The organism is Streptomyces sp. NPDC048288 (assembly GCF_043201555.1).
Lineage (GTDB): Bacteria > Actinomycetota > Actinomycetes > Streptomycetales > Streptomycetaceae > Streptomyces.
In genome coordinates this window covers 35,160-56,225 of record NZ_JBICZD010000023.1, presented here as the reverse complement: position 1 = coordinate 56,225, position 21,066 = coordinate 35,160, and the positions used below count along the sequence as shown (strand labels likewise).

The 21,066-nt window shown below is 69.7% G+C and carries 39 protein-coding genes and 1 pseudogene; 28 read left to right on the top strand and 12 right to left on the bottom strand.

Going from position 1 to position 21,066, the window contains the following annotated elements; genetic code table 11:
• Nucleotides 1-62: 62 nt before the first annotated feature.
• From ACGFZS_RS47140 to ACGFZS_RS47010, 27 genes and pseudogenes are all read left to right on the top strand, one after another.
• Nucleotides 63-335 (top strand): hypothetical protein, encoded by a 273-nt coding sequence (locus ACGFZS_RS47140; protein ID WP_393800386.1) that lies wholly within the window; start codon nucleotides 63-65, stop codon nucleotides 333-335.
• 222 nt (nucleotides 336-557) lie between these two features.
• Nucleotides 558-1,133, top strand: a complete 576-nt coding sequence (locus ACGFZS_RS47135) for a hypothetical protein (protein ID WP_393800385.1) — start codon at nucleotides 558-560, stop codon at nucleotides 1,131-1,133.
• Between the two features lie 143 nt (nucleotides 1,134-1,276).
• On the top strand, nucleotides 1,277-1,513 hold the full coding sequence (locus ACGFZS_RS47130) for a hypothetical protein (protein ID WP_393800384.1): 237 nt from the start codon (nucleotides 1,277-1,279) through the stop codon (nucleotides 1,511-1,513).
• 183 nt (nucleotides 1,514-1,696) lie between these two features.
• Nucleotides 1,697-2,059 (top strand): hypothetical protein, encoded by a 363-nt coding sequence (locus ACGFZS_RS47125; protein WP_393800383.1) that lies wholly within the window; start codon nucleotides 1,697-1,699, stop codon nucleotides 2,057-2,059.
• A gap of 69 nt (nucleotides 2,060-2,128) precedes the next feature.
• Nucleotides 2,129-2,572 carry a hypothetical protein gene (locus ACGFZS_RS47120; RefSeq protein ID WP_393800382.1) on the top strand — a complete coding sequence of 148 codons (444 nt, stop codon included), beginning with the start codon at nucleotides 2,129-2,131 and terminating at the stop codon, nucleotides 2,570-2,572.
• A gap of 14 nt (nucleotides 2,573-2,586) precedes the next feature.
• Entirely contained in the window at nucleotides 2,587-2,886 is a 300-nt protein-coding gene (locus ACGFZS_RS47115; protein WP_393800381.1) for a hypothetical protein, read from the top strand.
• Nucleotides 2,883-3,950, top strand: coding sequence for a hypothetical protein (locus ACGFZS_RS47110; RefSeq protein ID WP_393800380.1), 1,068 nt, complete (start codon nucleotides 2,883-2,885; stop codon nucleotides 3,948-3,950). Before ACGFZS_RS47115 ends, ACGFZS_RS47110 begins: the two co-directional genes overlap by 4 nt.
• Nucleotides 3,951-4,026: 76 nt before the next feature.
• On the top strand, nucleotides 4,027-4,722 hold the full coding sequence (locus ACGFZS_RS47105) for a hypothetical protein (protein ID WP_393800379.1): 696 nt from the start codon (nucleotides 4,027-4,029) through the stop codon (nucleotides 4,720-4,722).
• Nucleotides 4,719-5,645, top strand: coding sequence for a DUF5131 family protein (locus ACGFZS_RS47100; RefSeq protein ID WP_393800378.1), 927 nt, complete (start codon nucleotides 4,719-4,721; stop codon nucleotides 5,643-5,645). The genes ACGFZS_RS47105 and ACGFZS_RS47100 overlap by 4 nt, the downstream gene beginning before the upstream one ends.
• Complete coding sequence (locus tag ACGFZS_RS47095) at nucleotides 5,638-5,850, top strand: hypothetical protein (RefSeq protein ID WP_393800377.1); 213 nt, start codon at nucleotides 5,638-5,640, stop codon at nucleotides 5,848-5,850. The genes ACGFZS_RS47100 and ACGFZS_RS47095 overlap by 8 nt, the downstream gene beginning before the upstream one ends.
• The gene (locus ACGFZS_RS47090) at nucleotides 5,847-6,362 is read left to right on the top strand and encodes a RusA family crossover junction endodeoxyribonuclease (protein WP_393800376.1); all 516 of its coding nucleotides are present in this window, start codon (nucleotides 5,847-5,849) and stop codon (nucleotides 6,360-6,362) included. The genes ACGFZS_RS47095 and ACGFZS_RS47090 overlap by 4 nt, the downstream gene beginning before the upstream one ends.
• Nucleotides 6,359-6,619: pseudogene (locus ACGFZS_RS47085) on the top strand (WhiB family transcriptional regulator); the annotation flags it as partial. The gene ACGFZS_RS47090 and the pseudogene ACGFZS_RS47085, both read left to right, overlap by 4 nt.
• Before the next feature lie 173 nt (nucleotides 6,620-6,792).
• A complete protein-coding gene (locus tag ACGFZS_RS47080; protein WP_393800375.1) occupies nucleotides 6,793-7,761 on the top strand; it encodes a hypothetical protein in 969 nt (322 codons plus the stop codon).
• Nucleotides 7,758-8,261 (top strand): single-stranded DNA-binding protein, encoded by a 504-nt coding sequence (gene ssb / locus ACGFZS_RS47075; RefSeq protein WP_393800374.1) that lies wholly within the window; start codon nucleotides 7,758-7,760, stop codon nucleotides 8,259-8,261. The genes ACGFZS_RS47080 and ssb overlap by 4 nt, the downstream gene beginning before the upstream one ends.
• 138 nt (nucleotides 8,262-8,399) lie before the next feature.
• Nucleotides 8,400-8,699, top strand: coding sequence for a hypothetical protein (locus ACGFZS_RS47070; RefSeq protein ID WP_393800373.1), 300 nt, complete (start codon nucleotides 8,400-8,402; stop codon nucleotides 8,697-8,699).
• Complete coding sequence (locus ACGFZS_RS47065; RefSeq protein WP_393800372.1) at nucleotides 8,693-8,881, top strand: hypothetical protein; 189 nt, start codon at nucleotides 8,693-8,695, stop codon at nucleotides 8,879-8,881. Before ACGFZS_RS47070 ends, ACGFZS_RS47065 begins: the two co-directional genes overlap by 7 nt.
• Nucleotides 8,882-8,920: 39 nt before the next feature.
• Nucleotides 8,921-9,790 carry a hypothetical protein gene (locus tag ACGFZS_RS47060; RefSeq protein WP_393800371.1) on the top strand — a complete coding sequence of 290 codons (870 nt, stop codon included), beginning with the start codon at nucleotides 8,921-8,923 and terminating at the stop codon, nucleotides 9,788-9,790.
• Nucleotides 9,791-9,809: 19 nt separating this feature from the next.
• Nucleotides 9,810-10,310: a hypothetical protein gene (locus ACGFZS_RS47055; protein WP_393800370.1), complete on the top strand. Its 501-nt coding sequence runs from the start codon at nucleotides 9,810-9,812 to the stop codon at nucleotides 10,308-10,310.
• Nucleotides 10,307-10,867 carry a DUF1643 domain-containing protein gene (locus ACGFZS_RS47050; RefSeq protein ID WP_393800369.1) on the top strand — a complete coding sequence of 187 codons (561 nt, stop codon included), beginning with the start codon at nucleotides 10,307-10,309 and terminating at the stop codon, nucleotides 10,865-10,867. Before ACGFZS_RS47055 ends, ACGFZS_RS47050 begins: the two co-directional genes overlap by 4 nt.
• Nucleotides 10,864-11,187: a response regulator transcription factor gene (locus ACGFZS_RS47045; RefSeq protein WP_393800368.1), complete on the top strand. Its 324-nt coding sequence runs from the start codon at nucleotides 10,864-10,866 to the stop codon at nucleotides 11,185-11,187. The genes ACGFZS_RS47050 and ACGFZS_RS47045 overlap by 4 nt, the downstream gene beginning before the upstream one ends.
• Complete coding sequence (locus ACGFZS_RS47040) at nucleotides 11,162-11,659, top strand: LuxR C-terminal-related transcriptional regulator (RefSeq protein ID WP_393800367.1); 498 nt, start codon at nucleotides 11,162-11,164, stop codon at nucleotides 11,657-11,659. Before ACGFZS_RS47045 ends, ACGFZS_RS47040 begins: the two co-directional genes overlap by 26 nt.
• A gap of 98 nt (nucleotides 11,660-11,757) precedes the next feature.
• Entirely contained in the window at nucleotides 11,758-11,964 is a 207-nt protein-coding gene (locus ACGFZS_RS47035) for a hypothetical protein (protein WP_393800366.1), read from the top strand.
• Nucleotides 11,961-12,629, top strand: coding sequence for a helix-turn-helix domain-containing protein (locus tag ACGFZS_RS47030; protein ID WP_393800365.1), 669 nt, complete (start codon nucleotides 11,961-11,963; stop codon nucleotides 12,627-12,629). Before ACGFZS_RS47035 ends, ACGFZS_RS47030 begins: the two co-directional genes overlap by 4 nt.
• Entirely contained in the window at nucleotides 12,629-12,931 is a 303-nt protein-coding gene (locus ACGFZS_RS47025) for a hypothetical protein (protein WP_393800364.1), read from the top strand. Before ACGFZS_RS47030 ends, ACGFZS_RS47025 begins: the two co-directional genes overlap by 1 nt.
• A complete protein-coding gene (locus ACGFZS_RS47020) occupies nucleotides 12,928-13,356 on the top strand; it encodes a hypothetical protein (RefSeq protein WP_393800363.1) in 429 nt (142 codons plus the stop codon). Before ACGFZS_RS47025 ends, ACGFZS_RS47020 begins: the two co-directional genes overlap by 4 nt.
• Nucleotides 13,353-13,766 (top strand): hypothetical protein, encoded by a 414-nt coding sequence (locus ACGFZS_RS47015; protein ID WP_393800362.1) that lies wholly within the window; start codon nucleotides 13,353-13,355, stop codon nucleotides 13,764-13,766. The genes ACGFZS_RS47020 and ACGFZS_RS47015 overlap by 4 nt, the downstream gene beginning before the upstream one ends.
• Nucleotides 13,763-14,407 carry a nuclease-related domain-containing protein gene (locus tag ACGFZS_RS47010; RefSeq protein WP_393800361.1) on the top strand — a complete coding sequence of 215 codons (645 nt, stop codon included), beginning with the start codon at nucleotides 13,763-13,765 and terminating at the stop codon, nucleotides 14,405-14,407. The genes ACGFZS_RS47015 and ACGFZS_RS47010 overlap by 4 nt, the downstream gene beginning before the upstream one ends.
• Nucleotides 14,408-14,491: 84 nt before the next feature.
• Here the strand turns inward: ACGFZS_RS47010 and ACGFZS_RS47005 are convergent, their stop codons facing one another.
• The 5 genes from ACGFZS_RS47005 to ACGFZS_RS46985 form a co-directional block, all read right to left on the bottom strand.
• Complete coding sequence (locus ACGFZS_RS47005) at nucleotides 14,492-14,899, bottom strand: helix-turn-helix domain-containing protein (RefSeq protein WP_393800360.1); 408 nt, start codon at nucleotides 14,897-14,899, stop codon at nucleotides 14,492-14,494.
• A gap of 52 nt (nucleotides 14,900-14,951) precedes the next feature.
• Nucleotides 14,952-15,458 (bottom strand): hypothetical protein, encoded by a 507-nt coding sequence (locus tag ACGFZS_RS47000; protein WP_393800359.1) that lies wholly within the window; start codon nucleotides 15,456-15,458, stop codon nucleotides 14,952-14,954.
• A 178-nt stretch (nucleotides 15,459-15,636) separates the two neighbouring features.
• Entirely contained in the window at nucleotides 15,637-15,936 is a 300-nt protein-coding gene (locus ACGFZS_RS46995; RefSeq protein WP_393800358.1) for a hypothetical protein, read from the bottom strand.
• Complete coding sequence (locus ACGFZS_RS46990) at nucleotides 15,933-16,307, bottom strand: hypothetical protein (protein WP_393800357.1); 375 nt, start codon at nucleotides 16,305-16,307, stop codon at nucleotides 15,933-15,935. Before ACGFZS_RS46990 ends, ACGFZS_RS46995 begins: the two co-directional genes overlap by 4 nt.
• Before the next feature lie 95 nt (nucleotides 16,308-16,402).
• A complete protein-coding gene (locus ACGFZS_RS46985) occupies nucleotides 16,403-16,624 on the bottom strand; it encodes a hypothetical protein (RefSeq protein WP_393800356.1) in 222 nt (73 codons plus the stop codon).
• A gap of 415 nt (nucleotides 16,625-17,039) precedes the next feature.
• On the opposite strand from ACGFZS_RS46985, the gene ACGFZS_RS46980 reads away from it, so the two are divergent.
• On the top strand, nucleotides 17,040-17,987 hold the full coding sequence (locus ACGFZS_RS46980; RefSeq protein ID WP_393800355.1) for a hypothetical protein: 948 nt from the start codon (nucleotides 17,040-17,042) through the stop codon (nucleotides 17,985-17,987).
• Here the strand turns inward: ACGFZS_RS46980 and ACGFZS_RS46975 are convergent.
• Genes ACGFZS_RS46975 through ACGFZS_RS46945 form a run of 7 tightly spaced genes read right to left on the bottom strand, consistent with a single transcriptional unit; the run spans nucleotide 17,965 to nucleotide 21,065 of the window.
• Nucleotides 17,965-18,123 (bottom strand): hypothetical protein, encoded by a 159-nt coding sequence (locus ACGFZS_RS46975; RefSeq protein ID WP_393800354.1) that lies wholly within the window; start codon nucleotides 18,121-18,123, stop codon nucleotides 17,965-17,967. The two genes, ACGFZS_RS46980 and ACGFZS_RS46975, sit on opposite strands and share 23 nt — an antisense overlap.
• Nucleotides 18,124-18,133: 10 nt before the next feature.
• On the bottom strand, nucleotides 18,134-19,075 hold the full coding sequence (locus tag ACGFZS_RS46970; RefSeq protein WP_393800353.1) for a hypothetical protein: 942 nt from the start codon (nucleotides 19,073-19,075) through the stop codon (nucleotides 18,134-18,136).
• Nucleotides 19,072-19,485 (bottom strand): hypothetical protein, encoded by a 414-nt coding sequence (locus ACGFZS_RS46965; protein ID WP_393800352.1) that lies wholly within the window; start codon nucleotides 19,483-19,485, stop codon nucleotides 19,072-19,074. The genes ACGFZS_RS46970 and ACGFZS_RS46965 overlap by 4 nt, the downstream gene beginning before the upstream one ends.
• The gene (locus ACGFZS_RS46960) at nucleotides 19,482-20,063 is read right to left on the bottom strand and encodes a hypothetical protein (RefSeq protein ID WP_393800351.1); all 582 of its coding nucleotides are present in this window, start codon (nucleotides 20,061-20,063) and stop codon (nucleotides 19,482-19,484) included. The genes ACGFZS_RS46965 and ACGFZS_RS46960 overlap by 4 nt, the downstream gene beginning before the upstream one ends.
• On the bottom strand, nucleotides 20,060-20,419 hold the full coding sequence (locus tag ACGFZS_RS46955) for a DUF4326 domain-containing protein (protein WP_393800350.1): 360 nt from the start codon (nucleotides 20,417-20,419) through the stop codon (nucleotides 20,060-20,062). The genes ACGFZS_RS46960 and ACGFZS_RS46955 overlap by 4 nt, the downstream gene beginning before the upstream one ends.
• Nucleotides 20,419-20,889 (bottom strand): hypothetical protein, encoded by a 471-nt coding sequence (locus ACGFZS_RS46950; protein WP_393800349.1) that lies wholly within the window; start codon nucleotides 20,887-20,889, stop codon nucleotides 20,419-20,421. The genes ACGFZS_RS46955 and ACGFZS_RS46950 overlap by 1 nt, the downstream gene beginning before the upstream one ends.
• 2 nt (nucleotides 20,890-20,891) lie before the next feature.
• Complete coding sequence (locus ACGFZS_RS46945) at nucleotides 20,892-21,065, bottom strand: hypothetical protein (RefSeq protein ID WP_393800348.1); 174 nt, start codon at nucleotides 21,063-21,065, stop codon at nucleotides 20,892-20,894.
• Nucleotide 21,066: the final 1 nt, after the last annotated feature.

The following is a 21,066-nucleotide window of genomic DNA, read 5'->3' as shown; positions in this document are numbered from 1 at the left end:
TCGATATCACCAAGCACCGCCGGCGGGGTGGTGCACTGCAGGCAGCCCAGGGGCGGTGGACCATGGCGACACCTCCCGACCCGGCGGGCGCCGGTCACGGCCGTGACCGGACACCGCTGGAACTGTTCGCGACCGACATCGAGACCTCCTTCAACGCGATGTCACCGCCCCGGACGCTCACGGACGATGACACCGTTGCCATCTACCTGAGGACCCTGGACGTGTGGCAGCGGGTCCTGGAAGGCACCCGCGCGCGGGGCGTCATCACCGGACCGCAGCTGGCTGACCTGCTGCAGACGCTGGAGGGGATGCGGCAAGCCCCCCGGCTTGTCTGAATATGCCAGGGAATCATTCGCGTTGTGGTGTTGCCTCCCAGGCAATCTCCACAACAGAGTGTTGATCCACTCTCACAAACCGTTCACCAAAGACCACACTCGTGCCATCATGGGGCGTCCGGAACCACCCGGAGTGACAACATCCGGTCTCCGGCGCGCGCCCCTGCACAGGATGTACGGATGCCCCGCGCCCCGGAAACCGCGCAGGGGACGGGGACACACGTGGCCAACACGGACACCGGCGACACGGACACCGACAACGCCTCACAACGACTCGCCGAACTCCACCACTACTTCCGCGAGCATCCCGTCACCGGACCCGAAGGCCACTCCTACACCCGGCCCGGCACCGGGCACGCCGCCTCCACCGCCCCCGGCCTGCCCTACAACCAGCGCGTCTGCGACCACATCCGCGCCTCTGTCACCGAAGTCGTCCAGCACACCCGCACCGCCGCCCCCGACGCCGGACTCCCGCAGCACATCGAAGACGTCTACGACTGGGCCCGCGAACACACCGAGAACGCCCCCGCCGACGTCCAGCTGAACCGGGACATCACCGAGTACCGGCACCGCCTCGAACACGCCGTCCACGCCGGCGACTTCTCCGTCGTCCGCCCCCACCGCTGCCCCGCCTGCCGCACCCTGGGCCTCCACTGGCAGCCCGAGAGGCAGCGCGCGGTCTGCCTCAACCTGCACTGCGCCCGCAGCAACAAGGGCCACTCCCGCTCCTGGACCCTTGGCCGGCTCGCCCTCGAGCACGTGACCGCCGAAAAAAGTCTCCGCGAGTGTGCAACCTGAGGCGGGGTACCCGAGTCGTACTCAGCAACACCCGTCCTGCCCGCACAACATCACCACAAGCGAACCCCTTTCCCGAGTAAGGGGTTCACCCCGTATCGGCCGCCGGAGCTGCGAACGATGGCCGTCGATCCTGGGAGGCCCCTATGGCCACAGCCACCCTCACCGCCGACACCAGCACCGCCCGGATCCAAGACCCCGTCTCCTTCGACGAGGCGAGTCTGCTGTTCGCCGAGACCGGGCTGCCCGTGTCCGCACGCTCCCTGCTGCGCTGGGCCAAGGAAGACGGCATCCCGCTGAGCCGGCGCGGCCGCGCCTGGGTCGCCTCCTACAGCGACCTGCTGGTCGCGCACGCCGCCCGGCACCCGGCACCCGGCCGCTGACCGCCTCCTGAGGAAGCCCCGCCCCTGATCTGACCTGGGGAGCGGGGCTTTTCCATACCCGCCACCGCTAAAGCATTGCGTGACAATGCTCATGGGGTTACTGTGGTGGTGTTGATAGGGAACAAGCCCACCACCAGGGCTCGTTGACCCACCCCTGCCTCTCCTGGAGCCACCGTGCCCGTGATGACGCATGCCCCGATCCCGCATCTCACCTTCCCCGTCGCGGCGTACTACAGCAGCTTCAGCCAGCAGGCCCAGGCGGCATTCGACCAGCACATGGAAGACGCCGACAACGCGGTCAACGACTCCGCCTACTTCATCGCCATGATCCGGGCTGCACAGACCGTCGGCATCGCGATCCCGGCCGCCTACGACATCGCCCGCTGCTCCTGCTACACGGACGCCGAAGGCTGCGGATGCTCCCTCATCTTCGACGCCCACGCCAAGGGCGCCATCGTCACCGCCACCAACGACCCGGGCTGCAACCTCAGCCAGCTCCAGTGCCCCACCTGCGGCCACGACCACCCCCGGCCCATCGCCGACTGACCCACCACAGACTTCCCGGCCCCGCATGACCACCCTGCGGGGCCGGGACGCCAACCCCCGGGAGACACGATGCGCGACCCCTACAACGTCCTCCAGGACATGGCCGCCGTCATCGACATCGACGGCCTCCACCGCGGCGAACAACTCGCCGTACGCGGCTACATCAACCGCTTCGACATCTGCGCCGTCGCCTTCGGCGTCGCCGAAGGCCGCTACAGCACCCCGCCCGCCGAGTTCTTCACCGACGAACTCGCCGCCATGACCCTCATCGAAGCCAGCGCCGGCGCCATGGCCGCCATCAAGGCCATCAGCCACGTCCTCGACACCCACGTCGACGAGGAAGAACTCGCCCCCGGCTTCTTCGTGCCGAACTACATCTCCCACGTCTCCAACTGGGCCCGCACCACCCCCGTCGGCGAAACCCGGCCCCCCACCGCCACCGAGGTCATCGGCCGCATCCTCCGCGCCGCCAACACCCTCGCCACCCAGACCCCCACCCCCCGCGCCGCCTGAAAGGGCCACCCGCCATGACCATCAGCTTCTCCGAGACGGCCACGCCGAGCCCGTTCGCCAGCGACCCCTTCTACACGCTCGGTATCGCCGACGCCTACGACGAACACCAGGCCGGCGAGGACATCCACACCCTGGCCCGCCGCGCCGACGAGATGCTCGACGCGGCCCCGACCGGGCTAGTCCCCGCGAACCTGTACGTCTGCGGCTACGCCAACACCGTCCGCGGCATCCTCAACGGCCACATCGCGCAGATCAACGCCCAGACCGAGGTCGCCCACCGCTGGCTCGGACGCACCCGGGAAGGCGTCGCATGAGCGCCCGCCCTGAGCCCGCACTGCGTGTCCTCTCGCTGGGTGCTGGCGTGCAGTCCACCACCCTTCTCCTCCTGTCCGCCGAGGGCGTCCTGCCCAAGCTGGACGCCGCGATCTTCGCCGACACCGGCTGGGAGCCGCGCTCCGTCTACGACCACCTCAACCGTCTGGAGAAGGAGGTCGCCGAACCCGCGGGCATACCAGTTCTCCGCGTCAGCAGCGGGCACATCCGCAACGACGCCATCGATCCGGAAGCCAGGTTCGCGCAGATGCCGCTGTACGTACGCGGCCACGGTGGCGGCCACGGGATGCTGCGGCGCGCCTGTACGGCCGATTACAAGGTGAAGCCGATCAAGGAGCAGGTGCGGCAGCTGCTCGGCTACCCGCACCCCACCCCCGTCCCCGGCGGCACCTTCGTTGAGCAGTGGATCGGAATCAGCGTCGACGAAGCGTCCAGGGCCGCGCGCATGTCCGACGACGTCCAGTACATGCGCAGCCAGTTCCCGCTGCTGTTCCTCCACGGCGGTACGAACCCGCGCGGCGGCGGCTGGACCCGCTCGGACTGCATCCGCTACCTGACCAGCTTCGGCTTCCAGAACACCCCCAAGAGCGCCTGCATCGGGTGCCCGTACACCGGCAACGCCCGCTGGCGCAGGCTGCGGGACACCTGCGTCTGCGGCCACCACCAGGACGAGCATTCCCGCTTCGCATCGGGTTGGGCGTGCGCACACCTCTACAACCCGGGCGCGGGCGACGACGTCCCGGCGGAGGTCTGCAACTGCACGGGGTTCCGCAATCCGGAGTGGGCGGACGCCGTCGCCTTCGACCAGCAGATCCGGCACGGCAACGCGCGAGCCATCGCCAACGGCACCCCGCTGAACGGCGAGGCGTTCCTGCATCGTTCCCGGCTCCCCCTCGCCCAGGCGCCGATCGACCGAGTCACCGCCCACGAGTGGCAGTCCCGGCAGACCAACGTGTTCGACCAGGCCGCCGACGCCGAAGCCGCAGACGCCGATGAGCGGGGCTGCTCCCCCTGGGCCTGCCAAGGCGAAGACGAGGACGACTAACCCAGCCCCACAACCCTTCCCACCCCCACACCCACCACGGAGCACCACCCAGCCCCAACCAGGACGGAGGCCCGCCATGGCCACCAACCAGCGCACCGCGAAAAAGACCACCCCCGCCCAGCGAGACGCCGCCAAGAAGGCACCCGCACGCAAGACCCCGGCGAAGAAGCCGACCACCCGCCGCCCCGCCAAGAAGATCGCGGCTGCCCCGCTCCCGCAGCGCGACAAGCCGTTCATGACCGACATCCAGGCCTTCGCCACCGTCGCCTCCCGCCTCGCCGGCATCACCACACCCCTCATCCGCGACTGGAACGACCACCGCAACGGCACCGCCACCCGCCCCCTCCACGACGGCAGCCACCTCCACTACGTCCTGGCCACCCGCACCCTCACCTGGCACGCCATCTGCCCCATGGGCGCCACCCACACCTACACCCTCGACCGGCCCTCCACCGCCACCGCAGCCCGCCTCCACACCGACCGCTGCACCGAAACCCACGCCACCTTCACCCACATCCCCCGCCTCACCCCCGAGGAATGGGCCGAACTCGGCATCCAGACCGGGCCCACCTGGGCGCGCCCCGACCTCGCCGGCGGCGACCCCATCACCGAAACCATCCCCGTCCCCATCCCCGTACGGCCCCGCGCCCTCGGCGACCACCTCACCCGCGCCCGATCCGCCACCGCCGAAACCCAGCCCATGACCCTCACCGACATTGCCGCCGGCCTCACCGCCCGCGCCGAACAGGCCAAGGAGCACCCCCAGCCGTGACCAACATCGAATGGACCGAGCAGACCTGGAACCCGACAACGGGTTGCGACCGGATCTCTCCCGGATGCGACCGGTGTTACGCGCTCACCATGGCCAAGCGGCTGAAGGGCATGGAACTGGCCCGGGGCGAGCAGCGCCCGAAGTACCAGAACGACGGCGACCCGCGCACCAGCGGCCCCGGGTTCGGGATCACCGGCCACCCGGACGTGATCGGTGAGCCGCTGCGCTGGAAGAAGCCCCGCCGCGTCTTCGTGAACTCGATGTCCGACCTGTTCCATGCCCGGGTCACCACCGACCTGATCACGAAGGTGTGGCGGACCATGCAGGCCACCCCGCAGCACACCTACCAGATCTTGACCAAGCGGGCCTCTCGTCTCACTCCGGTCCTCGCGAAGGTCCACGCCGACCTCGGCCTCACCGAACCGCTTCCCAACGTGTGGCTGGGCGTCAGCATCGAGTCGCAGAAGTACGCCGACCTCCGCATCCCTGGGCTCCTCCAGGCGCCGGCCGCCATCCGGTTCCTGTCCATGGAGCCGCTCCTCGGCCCGGTCGAGCTGACCCGGCTCCCGCTGCCCTCCCGGCAGAGCACCAACATCGTCTACGACGCGCTCCGCCAGCAGTACGGCATCCCCGGCCTGTGGCACGCGAGCACCGCCAGCCGGATCGACTGGGTCATCGTCGGCGGCGAGTCCGGCCCCGGCGCACGCCCGATGGAAACCGCCTGGGCTTCCGACCTCGTAGGCCAGTGCCAAGACGCCGGGACCGCGGTCTTCGTCAAGCAGCTCGGATCCGTCTGGGCCCGCGACCACACCGTGGCCGGGAAGACCGTCGCCGCGCACGGCGACACCAAGGGCGGCAACCCCGACTACTGGCCCACCCACCTCCGCGTCCGCGAGTACCCCAAGCAGGCAGCCGATGCCTGACACCAACGAGGCCTACGTCGACGACCTCGCCGGCCAGCTCTGCACCCGGCACACCGCGCTCCTGGCCACCGCCGAAGACGACCTCGCCGTCCTCCGCTCCCGCATCGCGCTCGTCGTCCGCTTCATCCACGACCCCACCTACGACCGAGCCGCCCGCGAAGCCCTCGCCCGCGACCTCCAACTCCCCGCCCCGGAGATCCGATGACGATGACCGCCCCCGTCCTATCCGAGGCGTACGAGTGGGAGCCCGAACCCCGCCTCGCCATCGCCGTCCACGGGCTCCCCGGCCCCCAGGGCAGCAAATCCCCCGTCGGCTGGGGCCGCAGCAAGAAGACCGGCAAGGCCATCCCCCTCATGCGGGAGTCCTCCAAGAAGGTCAAGCCCTGGCGGGAGGCAGTCACCGAAGCCATCACCGCGGCCATCCTCCGCGGCGACGCCCAGCGACTCGCCGGCCCGGTCCGCGCCGACATCACCTTCACCATGCCGAAGCCCACCAGCGCCCCGAAGCGACGCCGCACCTACCCGGCCGTCAGCCCCGACATCGACAAGCTCGAGCGCTCGACTTTCGACGCCATCACCGCCGCCAAGGCATGGGAGGACGACGGCCGCGTCATCGAGTCCCACGTCCGCAAGGTCTACCCCGGCGAGCACCCCGAAGCCCTCGCCGAGCCCGGCGCGATCATCCGCCTCTACACCCTTCCCGGAGCCACCGCATGACCGCCACGACCCGCCTCCCCACAAAGAACGCCACGCCCGCGCCCGACTGGACCCTCGCCCTGTGCGCCCAGACCGACCCCGGCGTCTTCTTCCCCGAAGGCCGCGGCACGCAAATCACCAACGCCATCAAGGACGCCAAGCGGATCTGCGACTGGTGCCCCATCAAGGGCCCCTGCCTGGAGTGGGCGTTGGACAGCGGCCAGAACACCGGCGTGTGGGGAGGTCTCGACGAAGACGAGCGCCGTGCCCTGACCCGGGTGCCGGATTCGACGATGACGATGTGCCTGAACCGGCAGTCGTGGATCGAGGAGCAGCTGGGCGCCGGGCGGTCGCAGAAGTCGATCGCCGGAGAGATGGGTGTGGACCACGGCGTGTTGAGCCGGGCTATCCGGCGGTTCCAGGACACGGTCGGCGGGGAGGTGCAGACCGCATGAAGGAGCGCCCCGCGAACAGTCGCGTGCAGCACGGTGATCCGTCGTGCGCCGACTACGGCTGCAAGCGACAGGAGTGCCTGGAGGCCCGCCGCAGGAAGCAGAAGCGCAACAAACTGCTTCGCACCACGGGCCGGCCCGGCATGGTGTCGGCACAGCGCGCTGCTGCTCACCTGGCGAAGTTCCGGCAGGCCGGCCTCCAGGACCCGGAGATCGTCAGCATGCTCCCGGTCGGCAGGAACACCTTCTACCGCGTGATGCGGGGAGAGCCGCTGACCCGGACCAGCGAGCAGAAGATCCTTTCGGTCCCGGCGCCCGCCTCGCTGCGGGAGATTCGCACGCTCGCCGCGGTGGACGCGACGGGAACGCACCGGCGGTTGAGGGCCCTGATGTGGATCGGCTGGCCAGCCGGGGTCCTGGAGCAGCGGATAGGCGTGCACAAGTCCTGGATCAGCCGCAGCTTCCGCGCCCAGACCAGGGTCACGCAGGCTGTGGAAGCGCGCATCCGGGCCTTGTACGACGAGTGCTGGAACCTTCAGCCGGAGCACGCTGGCGTGGACGCTGGTGAGGCGGAGGACACCAGGGTCTACGCCCGGTCGCAGGGCTGGCACGGGCCGCTGTCGTGGGACGACGACACGATTGACGAACCGACCGTGGCACCCGTCACGGACGCCTTGGCGCCGGTCACGACGGAAGGCGGGAACATCCCGGCCCGATGGCTGATGGGCGAGTCCGTCGACCTGGTGCGTATCGAGGACCGGCGCGAGGTTCTTCAGCACCTGTACGAGTGGACGAACGACACCACGACGGAGATCGCGGCGAGGCTCGGTGTGACCCCGGCGGCTGCCGAGCGGCAGTGGGAGCGCATCAAGGAGCGCGCGGCCACGGACGGACGGCGCCTGTGGCGGCGCGCGTACATACCGCGTGAACGAACCCTGAAGCAGGACGAGATGGAGGAAGCGGCATGAGCAGCACGATGACGTTGACGGGCCGGCTCACCGCGGCCCCTGAGCTTCGGTTCAGCCCGTCCGGGGTGGCGGTAGCGGCGTTCACGATCGTCACCTCGCGGCGGGTGAAGGACCAGGCCACGAACGAGTGGACCGACGCGGACACGACGTACTGGGACTGCAAGGCCTTCAAGCAGCTCGCCGAGAACATCGTGGAGTCCCTGGACAAGGGCCTCGAGGTCGTGGCGGTGGGCCGCGCGGTCCAGGAGTCGTGGGAGGACAAGCAGACCGGGCAGAAGCGGTCGAAGATCTCGGTCCGGATCGACGCGATCGGCCCCAGCCTGCGGTCGGCGACGGCGAAGGTGTCGAAGGCATCGGGTGGTTCGGGGCGTGGGAAGCAGGACGCGTATGCGGCAGCGCGGCAGGCGTCGTCCCGGGAGGGGTTGGACGATCCGTGGGGTGCTTCGCCGGCGTCCGGGCAGCAGGGCCCGGGTGGGTGGCCGGAGGAACCGCCGTTCTGAGCTGCTGGTGGTGTGCCGGGGGTCTGGTCTTCGGGCTGGACCCCTTTCTCATGGCCGCACGTAAGCATTGCATGACAATGCCCCTCGCGATATTGTGTAGGTATTGAGTCCCACCCACCCATCTCCCGAGGGACACCCATGCTCATTCCCGACACCAGCATCGACCGCGACTACCAGGCCGAACTCGACACCCTGAACGCTGACATCGCGGCCCTCACCGAACAGGTCAAGGCCGACCGGTTCTACAGCCTGGAACACCGCACCAACACCCACGGGAAGCTGGGCACCCTCCTCAGCCGGGTCCCGATCCTGGAGTGGGAGACCGAGATCCAGAACCAGCGCCTCGACTGGATCGCCGACGCGGCCCGCATGGCCGACAGCGTGCTGCTCGGCGGTATCGCCTACGTGGTGTTCGGGACTGCGGTCCTGCCGTGGTGACCCTCCGCCTCGTCGACCCGGACCAGTACACGGTCCCCGACGGCCTGCGCACCGTCCCGGCTGGGGACGAAGCGCAGGCCCGGGCCGACCTCAAGCACCTCGCGGCCGAACACGCCGCCCGGTGGGCCGGCTTCGGCTACCGCGCCGACGCCTACCGGATCCTCACCGACCCCACCGCCTGAACCCTTCCCCACGCACCCCGACGAAAGGCCCCCGCCACCGTGACCGTGTACGCCCTGAAGACCCCCGACGGCCGCTGGCTCTACCACCTGCCCCAGCCCCACAGCATCCGGTACGTCACCGACATCAAGCGGCTCGCCGACGGCCAACCCATGACCGAACTGCACGGCGACTGGTGGGTCACCACCCAGGAGGCGTCCCGTCTCACCCTGACCGCGCAGCCCAGCCCGAAGACTGTCGGCTACCGGCTGACCGACCCGAACGCCGAGTCCGTTCGCTACCCGGCCACGCTCACCGTGGAGGAGTGGGAGGAGCGCCGGGACCGGGAGAGCGACACCCTGTGGACGCTGTACACGAACGTGCAGGAGGCCCAGCCGGCCGTTGAGCACGTATACGACGGGCCGGTCATGGTCCTCGAGGGACGCGAGCCGCCCGGACCGGATGAGCCCAAGTGGATCGCGAACCTGCCGCAAGCCCTGGCAGGACGGCCCGAGTACCGGCACCTGTTCCCCGGCCGCCTCCCAGGACTGCGCGCCCACCTGCACGACGCCATCAAGACCATGCCGAACGTCCGGCACTGCTTCGACGGCTACAACGGCTACACCGGCCTCCACGTCGTCATCAACGTCGACTTCGACCAGCCGCAAACGCGCTGGCAGGCCGACCTGAGCGCCCGTACCGGGAAGCCGCTGAAGACGGGCCGCCATGTACGACAGACCGTCACCCGGAACCTCAACCTGCCCGTCCCGGCCGACGTGCCCGCCGACAACTACGAGCAGGCCCTGCAGGCGTGGGACGACCAGATCGACTTCTGGCTCGGCCTGGTCCACTCGGCGACCGTCAAGGCCTGCTCCGCGTGCGGCGGCAAGGGCCACGTCCCGGACGGATCCGAGCAGTACAACGCCCACTGACCAAGGAGACCACCCGCCCATGACCACCACACCCGAGACCCAGACCACCAACATCCAGAACCCCACCGACTGGTCCGACTACGACTTCCTGGAGTTCGAGGGCTTCGTCCACAAGGTCCAGTGGGAGGGCTCGTACAGCTACGCTGTTGAGAACTACGGGCCGCGGTTCGAGTCCTCGAAGTTGCAGGCCATCGCCGACGATCCGGCGAAGTTGCGCGCTCTGTACCGGGAGAACAGGCAGAAGGTCGAGGACTGGCGCGAGACCGTCGGCGGCGAGCGTGCTTGCGACCTGCACAACGCGCACGTTGACGAGGAACGCCAACGGCGCCAGGACGCCTGCCTGTGGGGCATCAGGTGCACCGACGGATACGTCATCCACTACGCCTCGCAGGAGGATCGCGACAACAGCGACGCGTTCCTGCGGGCGAACCAGGGCGGGCGGGCGAAGTATCGGATGCCGGAGGCCCTGCTGCACCGCGATGCGCCGGGCGGCGAGTGGACCGAGGAGCGGCCAGCGTGACCGTTCTCGAGATGATGCCCACCGGCATGGACCTGGACGTCACCCTTGACCAGCGCGAGGACCTGGCCGGTGGGACCGCGGCCGCCGTGTTCGACCCGGCCCGCGTCTACCGGTACCTGCTCACCCGGATCTGGGACCCGGCCAAGGCGCCGATGGTGTGGCTGATGCTGAACCCGTCCACGGCGGACGCGTTCGTCGAGGACCCGACGATCCGCCGCTGCCTGTCCTTCGCCCAGCGCGAGGGCGCCGGCGGGATCGTGGTCGTGAACCTGTTCGCGGTCCGCTCCACCGACCCGCGGGTGCTGCGGCATCACGAGGATCCGGTGGGCCGGTACAACGACGCGTTCATACGGCAGGCCGTCCGTACCGGTGGCCGTGTGGTCGCGGCGTGGGGTGCCGGCGGCGCCGAGCACGACCGCGGCACCGCCGTGACCGCTGCTCTGGCCGCGCAGGGTGTCGCCCTGTCGTGTCTGGGGACGACGGCGACCGGGCAGCCGCGGCATCCGCTGTACGTGCCCGGCGCCGCGGTCCTGCAGCCGTACGAGGGTGCATCGTGACCGCGCCGGTTCAGTCGGGCCCGTCGCCTGTGTGCGGCGGGCCCGACCCGTATCAGCCGCGTCTCACGAACCGGCACCTGCAGATCCTCGGCCTGGCAGCGAACGGCTACAGCAACAAGCTGATCGGCTCCCGGTTGGGCACCAAGGAGAACACGATCAAGTCGCAGATGGCGGTCATCATGCGACGGCTCCACGTCGACGACCGTACGCAGGCCGTCACCGTCGCGATGCGGCTCGGCCTGGTCCACCTCGAGTCCATCACCATCCCGCGGGCCCTGGATGTTGGGAGGGCGTATGACGACGCATCCGTCACTGGCTGATCTGGGTCTCGGTCATCTCGAGGAGGTCCTCGCTGACATCGGGGACCGGGTCCGTGCGGAACGCAAGGCGATCGGCCTGTCCGAGGCCGCGCTGGCCGATCTGACCGGGTTGGACCGGGCCACGGTACGGCGTGTCCAGGACGGTGTGGGTTCACTGCGCACGTTCCTGCGCGTCTGCACCGGCCTGCGCGTCGACATGGACTACCTGCTGTCGGACCGGTGGCGGATGCCCGAGTCCGGGCTGTCGCTGACGTCGTCGCAGGCCAGGGTGCTGGCCGCAGTCGAAGCGGGCGAGCCGATCGCTGTCGTGGCTGCTCGGTTGGGGATGTCGCCGCAGGCCGTGGGGTCGCACCTGACGCGGATCTACCAGCGGCTCGGTGTCACGCATCTGCCTGTGGCCGAGCGGCGGTCCGCCGCGGTCCGGGTGGCTGCGCGGCACGGCCTACTCACCACCAAGAAACGGACATCTTAGACATGGCCGCCGTCGGGAAAGAACGATCAACCGTATCGGGTCGTGCCGAGCGCAGGGTTCTCCTCGCGCAGTGCGCCCTCGTCGCCGGGATAGCCGCCGTGACCGCGTATGTGTGGCTACGCGCCACCGGTACCCGCACGTTCACCGTGACCGGCCTGTTCTCCTGCCTGGTCATCTCCGTCCTCACCGGACTGGCCGTGGAAGCGGTGGTGGCGCGGGTCCGCCGCGGCCGGCTACGACGCGCCCACGCCCGCCCCCGAACCCGTCTCCGGACCCGCCCCGCCAAGACCAGGAAGGCAGCATGAGCAGCACCGACACCGAATGGCGCGTCCGAGAAGCCCTGGACGCACACCCAGGGGCAGCGGACCTCGTTCTCGAGGTGCTCCGCCCGGAGTTGAAGGAGCGGGATGCGCGTGTCCGGTACTGGGAGACCTGCCGGAACGGCTACGCCGACGAGAACAAGGCGCTCATCCGGGAGCGGAACCAGCTCCGCAAGGAGATCGCCGACTCGGCCGAGTTGACGGCCAGCGAGGCCAGGGCCGAGGTAGACCGGCTGTCCACCGAGCTGTACTACGCCCAGGACGCGGTCAGCTTCGTCGGGGAGATGTGCACGATCCGGGAAGCCAGGGAGAAGGGCCCGGAGGCCGAAGTGATGGTGTCGACGGCAGAGGTCCGGGAGTGGCTGAAGGGCGCCCGCTGTGCCCGCATGATCGCCGTGGACGCCACCCTGGTGCCGGCCACCCGTCCGGAGCAGGACGCCGAGATCCTCACGGAGGCACTGCGCCTGGAGGTTCGGAAGGCGCTGAAGGCGTCGGGCCGTTCGCAGGCCTCGGTCGCGCGCGAGTTGCAGGTGAGCACGAAGTACTTGAACCAGATGCTGCAGGGCCACGCGAAGATCACCCTGTGGTGGGCGGCCAGGATCCTGCGCTGCTGCGGCATGCGCCTCACGATCGGGGAGGTGACGCCCTGATGAGGGTTCCGATCTGGCCGGGCGTCCGGCTGGTCGTGCGGGGGAAGCAGAGGACCGACGCGGTGAAGGTGGCCGCGGAGGCGCTGGCCGCCGAGTTGCACCGGCGTTCCCAGAGGCTGGAGGAACTGCAGCCCGACCCCGGCGTGTGCAACGGCGTCAAGGAGCAGTTGCACGGGGAGCTGGTCGGGCTGCGGGGTGCCCTCGGGATCGTGCTCGGCGGCCACGTGATGGGCGGCACCGCAGACGCCCTGGGCTTCGACTACTACCAGGGGTGGCTGGGCCGCCGGGAAGGACGATCGTGACCGAGACCACCGAACTGGACAAGACCCGACGCTACCTGCGACCCGTGCGGGCCACACCGATCGCCGACGACCCGGACGGCGTGCACCTGTCGGTGTACAGCTGGCTGCCGATGTTCGATGCGTGGGCGACCGGGATGGGGTTGTGCGGGGAGTCCATGATGCAGGGCCCGCTCCCGGAGGGTACGGAGGTGACGTGCCCGTCGTGCCTGGCGTACTGGCCGAAGTACGAGCGGATGCTGGCCCCCGGCTACCGGCCGGAGGATGACGACCCGGAAGTGCTGCGGGCCCGGCTGGAGCGGATCCGCGCCGAGGTGAAGTTGCTGTGCGACTGCTGCGGCGACAACCGGGAGCGCATGGGCCGTATCCGAGCCGAGCTCGGCCTGGATACCGAGGGCTACTTCAGCGAGGACGGGGAGGAGAGTTGAGCAGCACACTGCGACGTGCTGGCGGCCGGTGGCGGCTCCTGGTCTACGAATACCTCGGGCGGGTCCCCGGGCAGCGTGAAGGCGTCGGAGGACGCTCCCACACGGTGACCCCGGATCCCGCGTACGCCGGCAAGAACCCGGACAGCGAGTACGCGCGGACCCACGTCCTCGAGGGCACGGAGTTCGACGAACTCGTGGTCGGGTCGTGGCTGCACGTCGAGCAGCTGGACACGTCGGTGTGGTGGATGAATGTGGGCGGTGTGACGGTGCACGCCATGGTGGACCGTGACGGACGGCCGAAGCGTGTGTGGGTGTGCGGGCCGGAGGACTACGACGCCCCGCGGGAGGGCTGTGTGTACGAGCTGTCGTGGACGAACCCGGGCCAGTACACGAAGGGAGGCGGTCGGTGAACGCGGGGCAGTCGCCATTGGAGTGGGCGGCGCGGAGGCAGAAGAAGGCCCGGAAGGGTGTCCGCCGGAAGGTCCTCGCCTGGGTTGGGCTGAACGCGGAGGCCGCGCGCGCCGACCGGCTCGCCGTCCGGGCCGCGCACGGCGCGGTGGGGGAGCAGTGGACCGCGGCGCTGCTGGCGCGATTACCGGCCGGCTGGCGCGTCTGGCACGGCCTCCGGATACCGGGGTTCCGGCACGACCTGGACCACGTCCTCGTGTCCCCGTGCGGGACCGCGGTGGTGGTGCTGGACTCGAAACGCTGGCACGCCGGGTGGCGGACGCGTCTGGTGGATGGCCGGGTGTGGTGCGGGGAGGAGGACCGGCACGAGAAGGTCGAGGCGGTCGGGAAGTACGCGGCCCGGCTCCACAAGGCGCTCGCGTTGCCGGGGGTGGTGGTGTGGCCGCTGCTCGTCGTCCACGGCTCCCCGATCGAGGGCGGCCGCCTGGAGGTACGGGTGCCGGCATGGTCGGGGACGGTCCATGTGCTGGGCCCGGACTGGTTGGTACCGACCCTGGCCACGGCGCCGAAGGTGCTGGACCCGGCGCGCGCTGCGGCGGTGGCTGCTCGGGTTGCGCAGGTTCTGGTGCCTGCTGGTGGGTGAGGCGTACGGTGGGGCGACCACCCGGGGGGGCACCCGTGACGGCCCGCTGCTCTTCACTGAGCAGCGGGCCGTTTTCGTTCTTCCTTAGCCTGCGTAGGCGATGGCCAGGGCTGGGACGTCCTGCGCGATCCGGGCAACGACGGCGCGGTGCCAGGACGCCGGGAACTCGCTCTCCGGGTGCGCGGCGTGGTACTCGGCATCGTCCCGGTAGGTGATGACGCCGGGGTCGGGGAGGTCCATCAGCTTCTCGACAACCCCGGTCACGAACTCGCCGGTGCGCGCCTCCAGGTCCTCGACCTCCAGACGCACGCCGTCGGGGATGGCGTACTTGCCGGCCTCCCAGTGGCGGACGGTCCGAGCAGACACGCTCAGGTGGCTGGCCAGCCACTCGGGGGTGAGCCCGAGGAACTCGCGGACGACGCGGAGTTCGGCGGCCGACATGCGTTCGTCCGCAGGCATGCCGGGCGGGTCGGTGTAGGTGGTCTCGGGCATAGCGTCTCCGGGCAGAAAGAAGCCCCCGGCAGGCACCGGGGGCGCAGGCTGGTCAGTGCAGGAGGGACGGGTAGATCTCGTCTTCCTCGTCGTCGTCCGTGAGGGCTTCCTGGTCGTTCCAGTCGTGGCTCATCTCCGCGTTCTCACGGTCGAAGGTCTCCTTGGCCTCGGCCAGGGTGCCGTAGACGGTGTGCTCCAGGTAGCCGTTGGAGTCCCAGACGGTGACCTGCCGCCAGTCGCGAGTCACGCCGCGGACGTCGTCGCCGAAGGCGACGCTGTCGGTGTCGGCGGCGCACCAGTGTCCGGCCTGGGACTCGACGGCGGTGCGGTGGCTTCCGGAGCAGTACGCGCCCTTGGGGGACCAGGAGACGGCGCCGGTGCCGTTGGCGAGGACGGCGAGGGTGTCGGTGGTGGCAGCGGCGTCCAGCGGGTAGACCTCACCGGCGACCCAGATCCCGTCCAGCCAGTCGCGCGGGGTCTCGCGGGCGTCCTGGTCGGTGAGGGGCTGGGCGTTGAGGACGGTGGCGAGGTCGCTGCTGCTGGAGATGCTGTTGAGCATGGACCGGTTCCTTCCGGTGGGGTCTGGGGCTGTTCCCCTGACCTCATGACACCAACGTAGCTTCCAGATCTGGAAGCCGCAAGGGGTTCGGGAACGCAACCGCTTGCCTCGACGGGGGATTACGAGGCGGGCGGTGTACTGGAGACAGCGTGCCACGGCCCACTGACATCTGGTCCTGCTACGCCCAGTCGAAGGCCACGACCTGCCAGCCGGACGCCTCGTCGATGTCGCCCGGCTTGGTCACGTACCCGTGCTTCATCGCGATCAGATCGACCTGCTGGAGCAGGGCCATGTCGATGTACCGCTGGTTCGGTATCGCTCGCAGCAGCGCGGTCATGGCGAGCTCCCGCTCCAGCGCGCCGCAGGTCATGCCGGCGACTACGGCCGCATCGTCGAAGGCGCCACCGTTGCTCTTGGCCAGCACGATTGGCATCACCATCGCGTACTGGCCGTCCTCGGGTTCCTGGTGCTCGGTCACTGGGTGGCGTCCTGCAGGTCGGTGAGGGCCTGGTCCCAGTTGGTGAAGCGGATGCCGCGGTCGTCAATGTAGGCGACGGCGGGCAGCTTCCGGTCGGTGACGAGGAGAGCGCCGAGGTCGTTCCAGAACTGGCGCTTGGGGTGGGTGGGCCCGTCGACGTCCAGGACGGTGTCGAAGCCGTGGTCGGCGAGCCATCCGGCTACGGCGCCGGCGTCGCGGGTGGTGTGGATGAAGACGGCGTACGTCTCCATGAGGCTGCGGATGGCTTCGAGAGAGCCGGGGAGTGGCGGGTCGTAGATGGTGCCGTCCTGCCAGCCCTTGGAGTAGGCGTGGATGACACCGTCGAAGTCGATGGCGAGAGTCTTGGGCATGCCTCTACGGTCTCGCCGATCGGGCGGGTTGTTCCCTCGGCCTGGTGTGGGCCCGGCAGCGTGCTGGGGGCACGGCTGCCGGGCTGCGGGGGAGGCTATCCCCAGGCGGTGTCGAGCGGGGTGACGGTTGTGCCGGTGTCCGTGGTGGTGTCGGTGGCGGTGGTGGGGTCGTGGTCTTCGCCGGCGGGTGCGCCCCAGGCGGTGTCGCCCTGGGGGGTGGCGATGATGTCGGCGGCCGCGATGGCGCCGGTGGTGAGGAGGCCGGCGGTGAGGGCGAGGGCGGCGAGTGCTCGGGTGTGGCGTCGCGTATTTGCCATGTGGGTTTCCTTTTGTGGATGTGGGTTTGTGTGGGCACGATAACGGGGCGTCTGACCCGATTCTCGTAATTCGCATCCTGCTGCGATCCCCAACCCCTTTGTGTTCCTGGCAGTTAGACGCGTGGGGGTGTGGGGAGGATGCGGTGTACGAGCGTCGGGGGACGCCCCACGTCAACGGTGTCGTATGGTGGGTGCGCTTTCAACTGGTGTTTCGTGCGGGTGGTCGCGGTGCGGGAATCCGCAGTTGATCTTTCTGGTTTCGTCGGGGGAATGAGCGTTGGCCATACCTAGTGCGCACGGTAGTGATGGCTGGGGTTTGTCGGATGGCGCCTACCGCCTGTATGCGGCAATTGCCCGCCAGGAATGGGAATTTGTCGATGAATTCCGAGCACGCGATGAGCGGTCCTGGACGGAATTGCTCACGTGGGGGTTCATCGACGCCACCGACCCCAACCGGCCCGTCGCCCTCGATCCCCAGCGGGCCGTGCAACGCAAGGTGCTGGACCAGATCGACGAGATCCGCCGCCGCCTGGACTGGATGTCCGGCATGCCCGACCTCGTCAACGACCTCCACCGCGACTACAAGGCCGTCACCCTGCGGGCCGCCGGCCAGGGCGGCAGCGAATACCTGTCCGATCCGGCACTGGTGAACGCCCGCATCAAGGACGTGGTGGGCAGTGCACGCCGGGAGATCCTCGCCGCGCAGCCGGGCGGCCCCCGCTCGCAGGAGCTGCTCGGCATCGCGGTGGAACGCGACACCGCCGCCCTGGACCGCGGGGTGGAGATGCGGACCATCTACCGGGACACGGTCCGGGACCACCCGATCACCGCCGAGTATGCGCGGACCATGTCGACGCGGACCGGTGGCCGGCCCGCCCAGTACCGCACGCTGGTCGGCGACTTCGAACGAATGATCATCGTGGACCGGCGGGCGGCGTTCGTGTCCGACCACATCGTGGCCGGCAGCCCACCCCACTCCGCGTGGATGGTCACCGACCCGGCCGCCGTCGCCGTCCTCGCCGCCGTCTACGACAACACCTGGCGCCGCGCCCAGCCCTGGACCGGGGAAGTCCGCCCGTCCCGCAGAAGCCACGCCCGCAACGAGGCCCCGGCCCGCCCGGAAGGGGTACGGACCACCCGCGAGGAGCGGGAGGTGATGCGGCTGGTGTGCTCGGGTGTCTCCCAGGCGGCCACCGCGAAGAAGATCGGCGTGTCCAAGCGGAAACTCGAGGAGACGATCGCCGCCCTGAAAGCCCACTGGGGTGTGCACACCCTGAACGAGTTGATCTATCAGTACGCGCTGTCCCCGGACCGGCTCGTCGACGACAGCGACACCCCGGTCACCACAGGACCTCCTGCGTAGCATCCCTGTCCCCGGCAGGGTCGGCCTCGGCGTCGTCCAGATCGATGGCCTCCTGCCCGTCCAGCGGGGCCGGCGTCGGCCGGGACAGGGCCGCCTGCAGGCCGTCCAGGCGCGCGTACACGCCCGGATCGGTCACTCGCCGCCCCTCATGCTGCCGTCAGCCTCCCGCCGTTTGGCGCCTTCCTCGATCTGCTTGGCGGTGGTGATGGCGTTGGCGACCCACCACCGGTGCTGACCGGCCTGAATCGTCTGTTCCATGGGCGGATGCCGTGCGTGCTGCTGATCTCCCACAGGCCCTGGTCGCCGGCGCAGCCGTCGTCGTGGACGTGGCCCTCGTCGGTGTTCTCGCAGTCCCAGCCGACGAGGACGGCGTACAGCAGGGCGTCCAGCTTGTCGTGGGCCCAGTCCCTGGAGTCGAGGGTGATGCGGGTACGGAGGGCCTCGAGGGAGGTCTTCGCGCCGAGGAGCGCGGGTACGGCAGTGGTGTACAGGTTGAAGCAGGTACGGGCGAAGTCCTTCAGGTCCTGGTAGTCGGCTTCGGCGTCCCACAGCCGGTCGTACAGGTCGGTCAGCGTTGCGTCGGTGTGCTTGGCCAGCGGGGTACGGTGCTCGGGGTCGGTGAGCGGAGGCATCGCGGGCAGCTTTCCGTCCTCGGTGAGGAGGTGCTGCTCCCACAGGGCGCGCAGGACGCCGTGCCAGGTCTGCGGGGTGGTGGTCCAGCCGCAGGCACATTCCACGCCCCAGCGGTCGTTCGGCAGCTTCAGTCGGCGGGGCAGGTGGTCGGTGACGAGCTGGCGGTGGTCGGGGCAGATGTGGCCGCCGGCGGGGAAGATGGTGCCGGATCCGAGGGTCGCCCAGCCGCGCCCGTCCCATTCGGGCCTCGGCGGCTGGTCGCCGTTCAGGCAGGACACGGCGTCGTACTGGCGCATGCAGCCGGGGACGAGGCAGGTGCGGAGCGCCGGCCGGTTGAGGATGGCTTCGTGGATGGCAGCGTCGACGGCGTCTTCGGGGCTGGTGCGGGCGAGGTCGGCGTTCTTGGGGGAGATCAGGGCGATGAGGAGGTCTCGGGCCCGCGTCTTCTGGCTCACGTGGTGGTCCTCTCAAGGTCGAGTTGCTGCTGGACGGCGGCCAGGACGTCGTCGTCGACGGTCCACAGGCCGAGTTGGCCGCGCACGGGCCGCGGCGGGTGCGGTACAGGCCGAACGTCATCGAGGGCCCAGTGCCACTGGCCGGGGAACCCCCACGGCGCGCAGCACAGCGGCCCGACCGCCTCGTGACAGGACACGAGGGTGGCGACCGCGACGACCGCCCGGAAGTGACGGGGCCACTGGCGAACCATGTCGGCGGGGAGCGCGTTCGTATCCTCGGCAGCGCCGGCGTGGATGAGGATCGTGGTGCCGAGATGCGCGGGCGGGATGGGCTTGCTGCGGTTCTCGATCCGCTTCGGGCCATGGGCGATGGCGGCCGCCCACGGCTGCTTAACGGTCAGTGCCCTCACGTGGTCGTCCTTTCGGGGCAGGCGGGGTGGTCGCGGGTGGCGTCGTCGATCGCGTACGGATAGTCGTAGCCGCCGGGCAGGAGCGGCCGGTGGCTCTTGCCGCGGGCCGGGCAGGTACGGCACTGCCAGTACTCGCCGTCCCGGTCGCGCTGCAGGTCGAACAGTTCGTAGAACGGGATCAGCACGGCCGCGCGCCGCTCGTAGATCGTGGACCGCTTCTTGTACTCGGTGTACGTGCCAGCGCGGTTCCCGGGGTCGTCGATGATGCGGTTCCAGCCGGGCTTGTAGTCGGGGTGCTGGTGGAAGAGGCGGGCGAGGCCGGTCATGGTGAGGCAGGGGACGCCGCCGTCGGCGATCAAGCAGGTGATGCAGCGGCCGGCGGACTGGCCGCGGGCGTCGACCCAGATGTTGTGCTGGGAGGCGATCAGGTACAGGGAGTCGACGCGGTGGAGTTCGGTGTCGCGGGCGGGCCCGGGCGGGAGTTGTTCGGCGGCGGTCTGGGCGTCGGCGAGGCGGGCGTACACGAAGTCCTCGCAGCGGAACTCCCACCGCCACGCGGGATCGTCCGGGGAGGTCACTGGTTCGCCACCTCCAGCAGAACGTCCACGTGGCAGGGAAGCGTCTCGGGGCACCAGCACATCAGGTCGTGTCCGGCGAGTTCGGCTCGGGCCCGGGCGGCGTAGCCGACGGTCGACTCGGCGTACTCGCGGAACTTCTCCACGGCCACTTCGTGGGCGCGGTGCCGGGACTCCCACCAGCCGACGATGTTGGGCGACAGCACCGAGGTGTCGTCGGCGGGATGGACACGCCAGCCGCGGGTGCGGTCGAGGGTGACCGCCCATGGGTTGCCGTAGCGGGTACCACGGCCGACGTAGAGGGTGCCTTCAGGGGCACGCCACCCGCGGGTGCGCTTGCGCTGGATTCGCTTCGGCATTACGCCTCCTCGTCGGGGTTGTGTTCGGCGGTCACGGTGTACACGGTGTCCGCGCGGACCATCCGGAACCGACGGCCGGATGAGTGCTCGATCGCCGTCTGCCAGCGGTCACGCGCCCAGTCGGTGTCGTCCATAACCGGGCTCCACCGGCCCCACTCGTCGCGGCGTGGGGTTTCCACCGTGTATGTGCTGGTCGCTGGGTATGGTGCGAGGTCGGCGTTGACGTACACGTACAGGTCCTCGTACGCGAAGCAGGCGTCGATGACCAGGGCCACGGTCTGCGGGTCCTTCGGCATGCTGTCGCCGCGGTCGCGCTGCAGGCCTTGGAAGAAGCCCATGACGGCGGCGTCGTGGACCAGGCCGCGTTCGCGCGGGGTGAGCTTGGCGAGGAACTCCTCGATCCGCCGGGCGCGCTGGTCGTCGCGGTTGATGAGGTACTCGGCGAGGGCCTCAGGCAGGAGATCGGACACGGTCAGGCCTCCCCGCACACGTGGTCGGCGGGTTCGAACGACTGCCCGTTCTCGTCGTGGAGGACGAGTTCGCCGTCCTCCGGGTCGTACCAGCCGTCGCCGGTCGCACCGCAGTTGCCGCATTGCCAGGTGCCCGCGAGGCTGATCCCGGTGAAACCGCCAGAGGTCGTGGCCATC

What these genes read in the sequence shown, in the direction of transcription:
- ACGFZS_RS47105 (WP_393800379.1), top strand. Translation starts at nt 4,027, where the DNA reads ATGGCCACCAACCAGCGCACCGCGAAAAAGACCACCCCCGCCCAGCGA.
- ACGFZS_RS46955 (WP_393800350.1), bottom strand. Translation starts at nt 20,419, where the DNA reads ATGCCGAAGCGAATCCAGCGCAAGCGCACCCGCGGGTGGCGTGCCCCT.
- ACGFZS_RS47140 (WP_393800386.1), top strand. Translation starts at nt 63, where the DNA reads ATGGCGACACCTCCCGACCCGGCGGGCGCCGGTCACGGCCGTGACCGG.
- ACGFZS_RS47025 (WP_393800364.1), top strand. Translation starts at nt 12,629, where the DNA reads ATGAGGGTTCCGATCTGGCCGGGCGTCCGGCTGGTCGTGCGGGGGAAG.
- ACGFZS_RS47040 (WP_393800367.1), top strand. Translation starts at nt 11,162, where the DNA reads ATGACGACGCATCCGTCACTGGCTGATCTGGGTCTCGGTCATCTCGAG.
- ACGFZS_RS46945 (WP_393800348.1), bottom strand. Translation starts at nt 21,065, where the DNA reads ATGGCCACGACCTCTGGCGGTTTCACCGGGATCAGCCTCGCGGGCACC.
- ACGFZS_RS47095 (WP_393800377.1), top strand. Translation starts at nt 5,638, where the DNA reads ATGCCTGACACCAACGAGGCCTACGTCGACGACCTCGCCGGCCAGCTC.
- ACGFZS_RS47000 (WP_393800359.1), bottom strand. Translation starts at nt 15,458, where the DNA reads ATGCTCAACAGCATCTCCAGCAGCAGCGACCTCGCCACCGTCCTCAAC.
- ACGFZS_RS46985 (WP_393800356.1), bottom strand. Translation starts at nt 16,624, where the DNA reads ATGGCAAATACGCGACGCCACACCCGAGCACTCGCCGCCCTCGCCCTC.
- ACGFZS_RS47115 (WP_393800381.1), top strand. Translation starts at nt 2,587, where the DNA reads ATGACCATCAGCTTCTCCGAGACGGCCACGCCGAGCCCGTTCGCCAGC.
- ACGFZS_RS47120 (WP_393800382.1), top strand. Translation starts at nt 2,129, where the DNA reads ATGCGCGACCCCTACAACGTCCTCCAGGACATGGCCGCCGTCATCGAC.
- ACGFZS_RS47005 (WP_393800360.1), bottom strand. Translation starts at nt 14,899, where the DNA reads ATGCCCGAGACCACCTACACCGACCCGCCCGGCATGCCTGCGGACGAA.
- ssb (WP_393800374.1), top strand. Translation starts at nt 7,758, where the DNA reads ATGAGCAGCACGATGACGTTGACGGGCCGGCTCACCGCGGCCCCTGAG.
- ACGFZS_RS47070 (WP_393800373.1), top strand. Translation starts at nt 8,400, where the DNA reads ATGCTCATTCCCGACACCAGCATCGACCGCGACTACCAGGCCGAACTC.
- ACGFZS_RS47125 (WP_393800383.1), top strand. Translation starts at nt 1,697, where the DNA reads ATGACGCATGCCCCGATCCCGCATCTCACCTTCCCCGTCGCGGCGTAC.
- ACGFZS_RS47080 (WP_393800375.1), top strand. Translation starts at nt 6,793, where the DNA reads ATGAAGGAGCGCCCCGCGAACAGTCGCGTGCAGCACGGTGATCCGTCG.
- ACGFZS_RS47090 (WP_393800376.1), top strand. Translation starts at nt 5,847, where the DNA reads ATGACGATGACCGCCCCCGTCCTATCCGAGGCGTACGAGTGGGAGCCC.
- ACGFZS_RS47030 (WP_393800365.1), top strand. Translation starts at nt 11,961, where the DNA reads ATGAGCAGCACCGACACCGAATGGCGCGTCCGAGAAGCCCTGGACGCA.
- ACGFZS_RS47110 (WP_393800380.1), top strand. Translation starts at nt 2,883, where the DNA reads ATGAGCGCCCGCCCTGAGCCCGCACTGCGTGTCCTCTCGCTGGGTGCT.
- ACGFZS_RS47055 (WP_393800370.1), top strand. Translation starts at nt 9,810, where the DNA reads ATGACCACCACACCCGAGACCCAGACCACCAACATCCAGAACCCCACC.
- ACGFZS_RS46990 (WP_393800357.1), bottom strand. Translation starts at nt 16,307, where the DNA reads ATGCCCAAGACTCTCGCCATCGACTTCGACGGTGTCATCCACGCCTAC.
- ACGFZS_RS47130 (WP_393800384.1), top strand. Translation starts at nt 1,277, where the DNA reads ATGGCCACAGCCACCCTCACCGCCGACACCAGCACCGCCCGGATCCAA.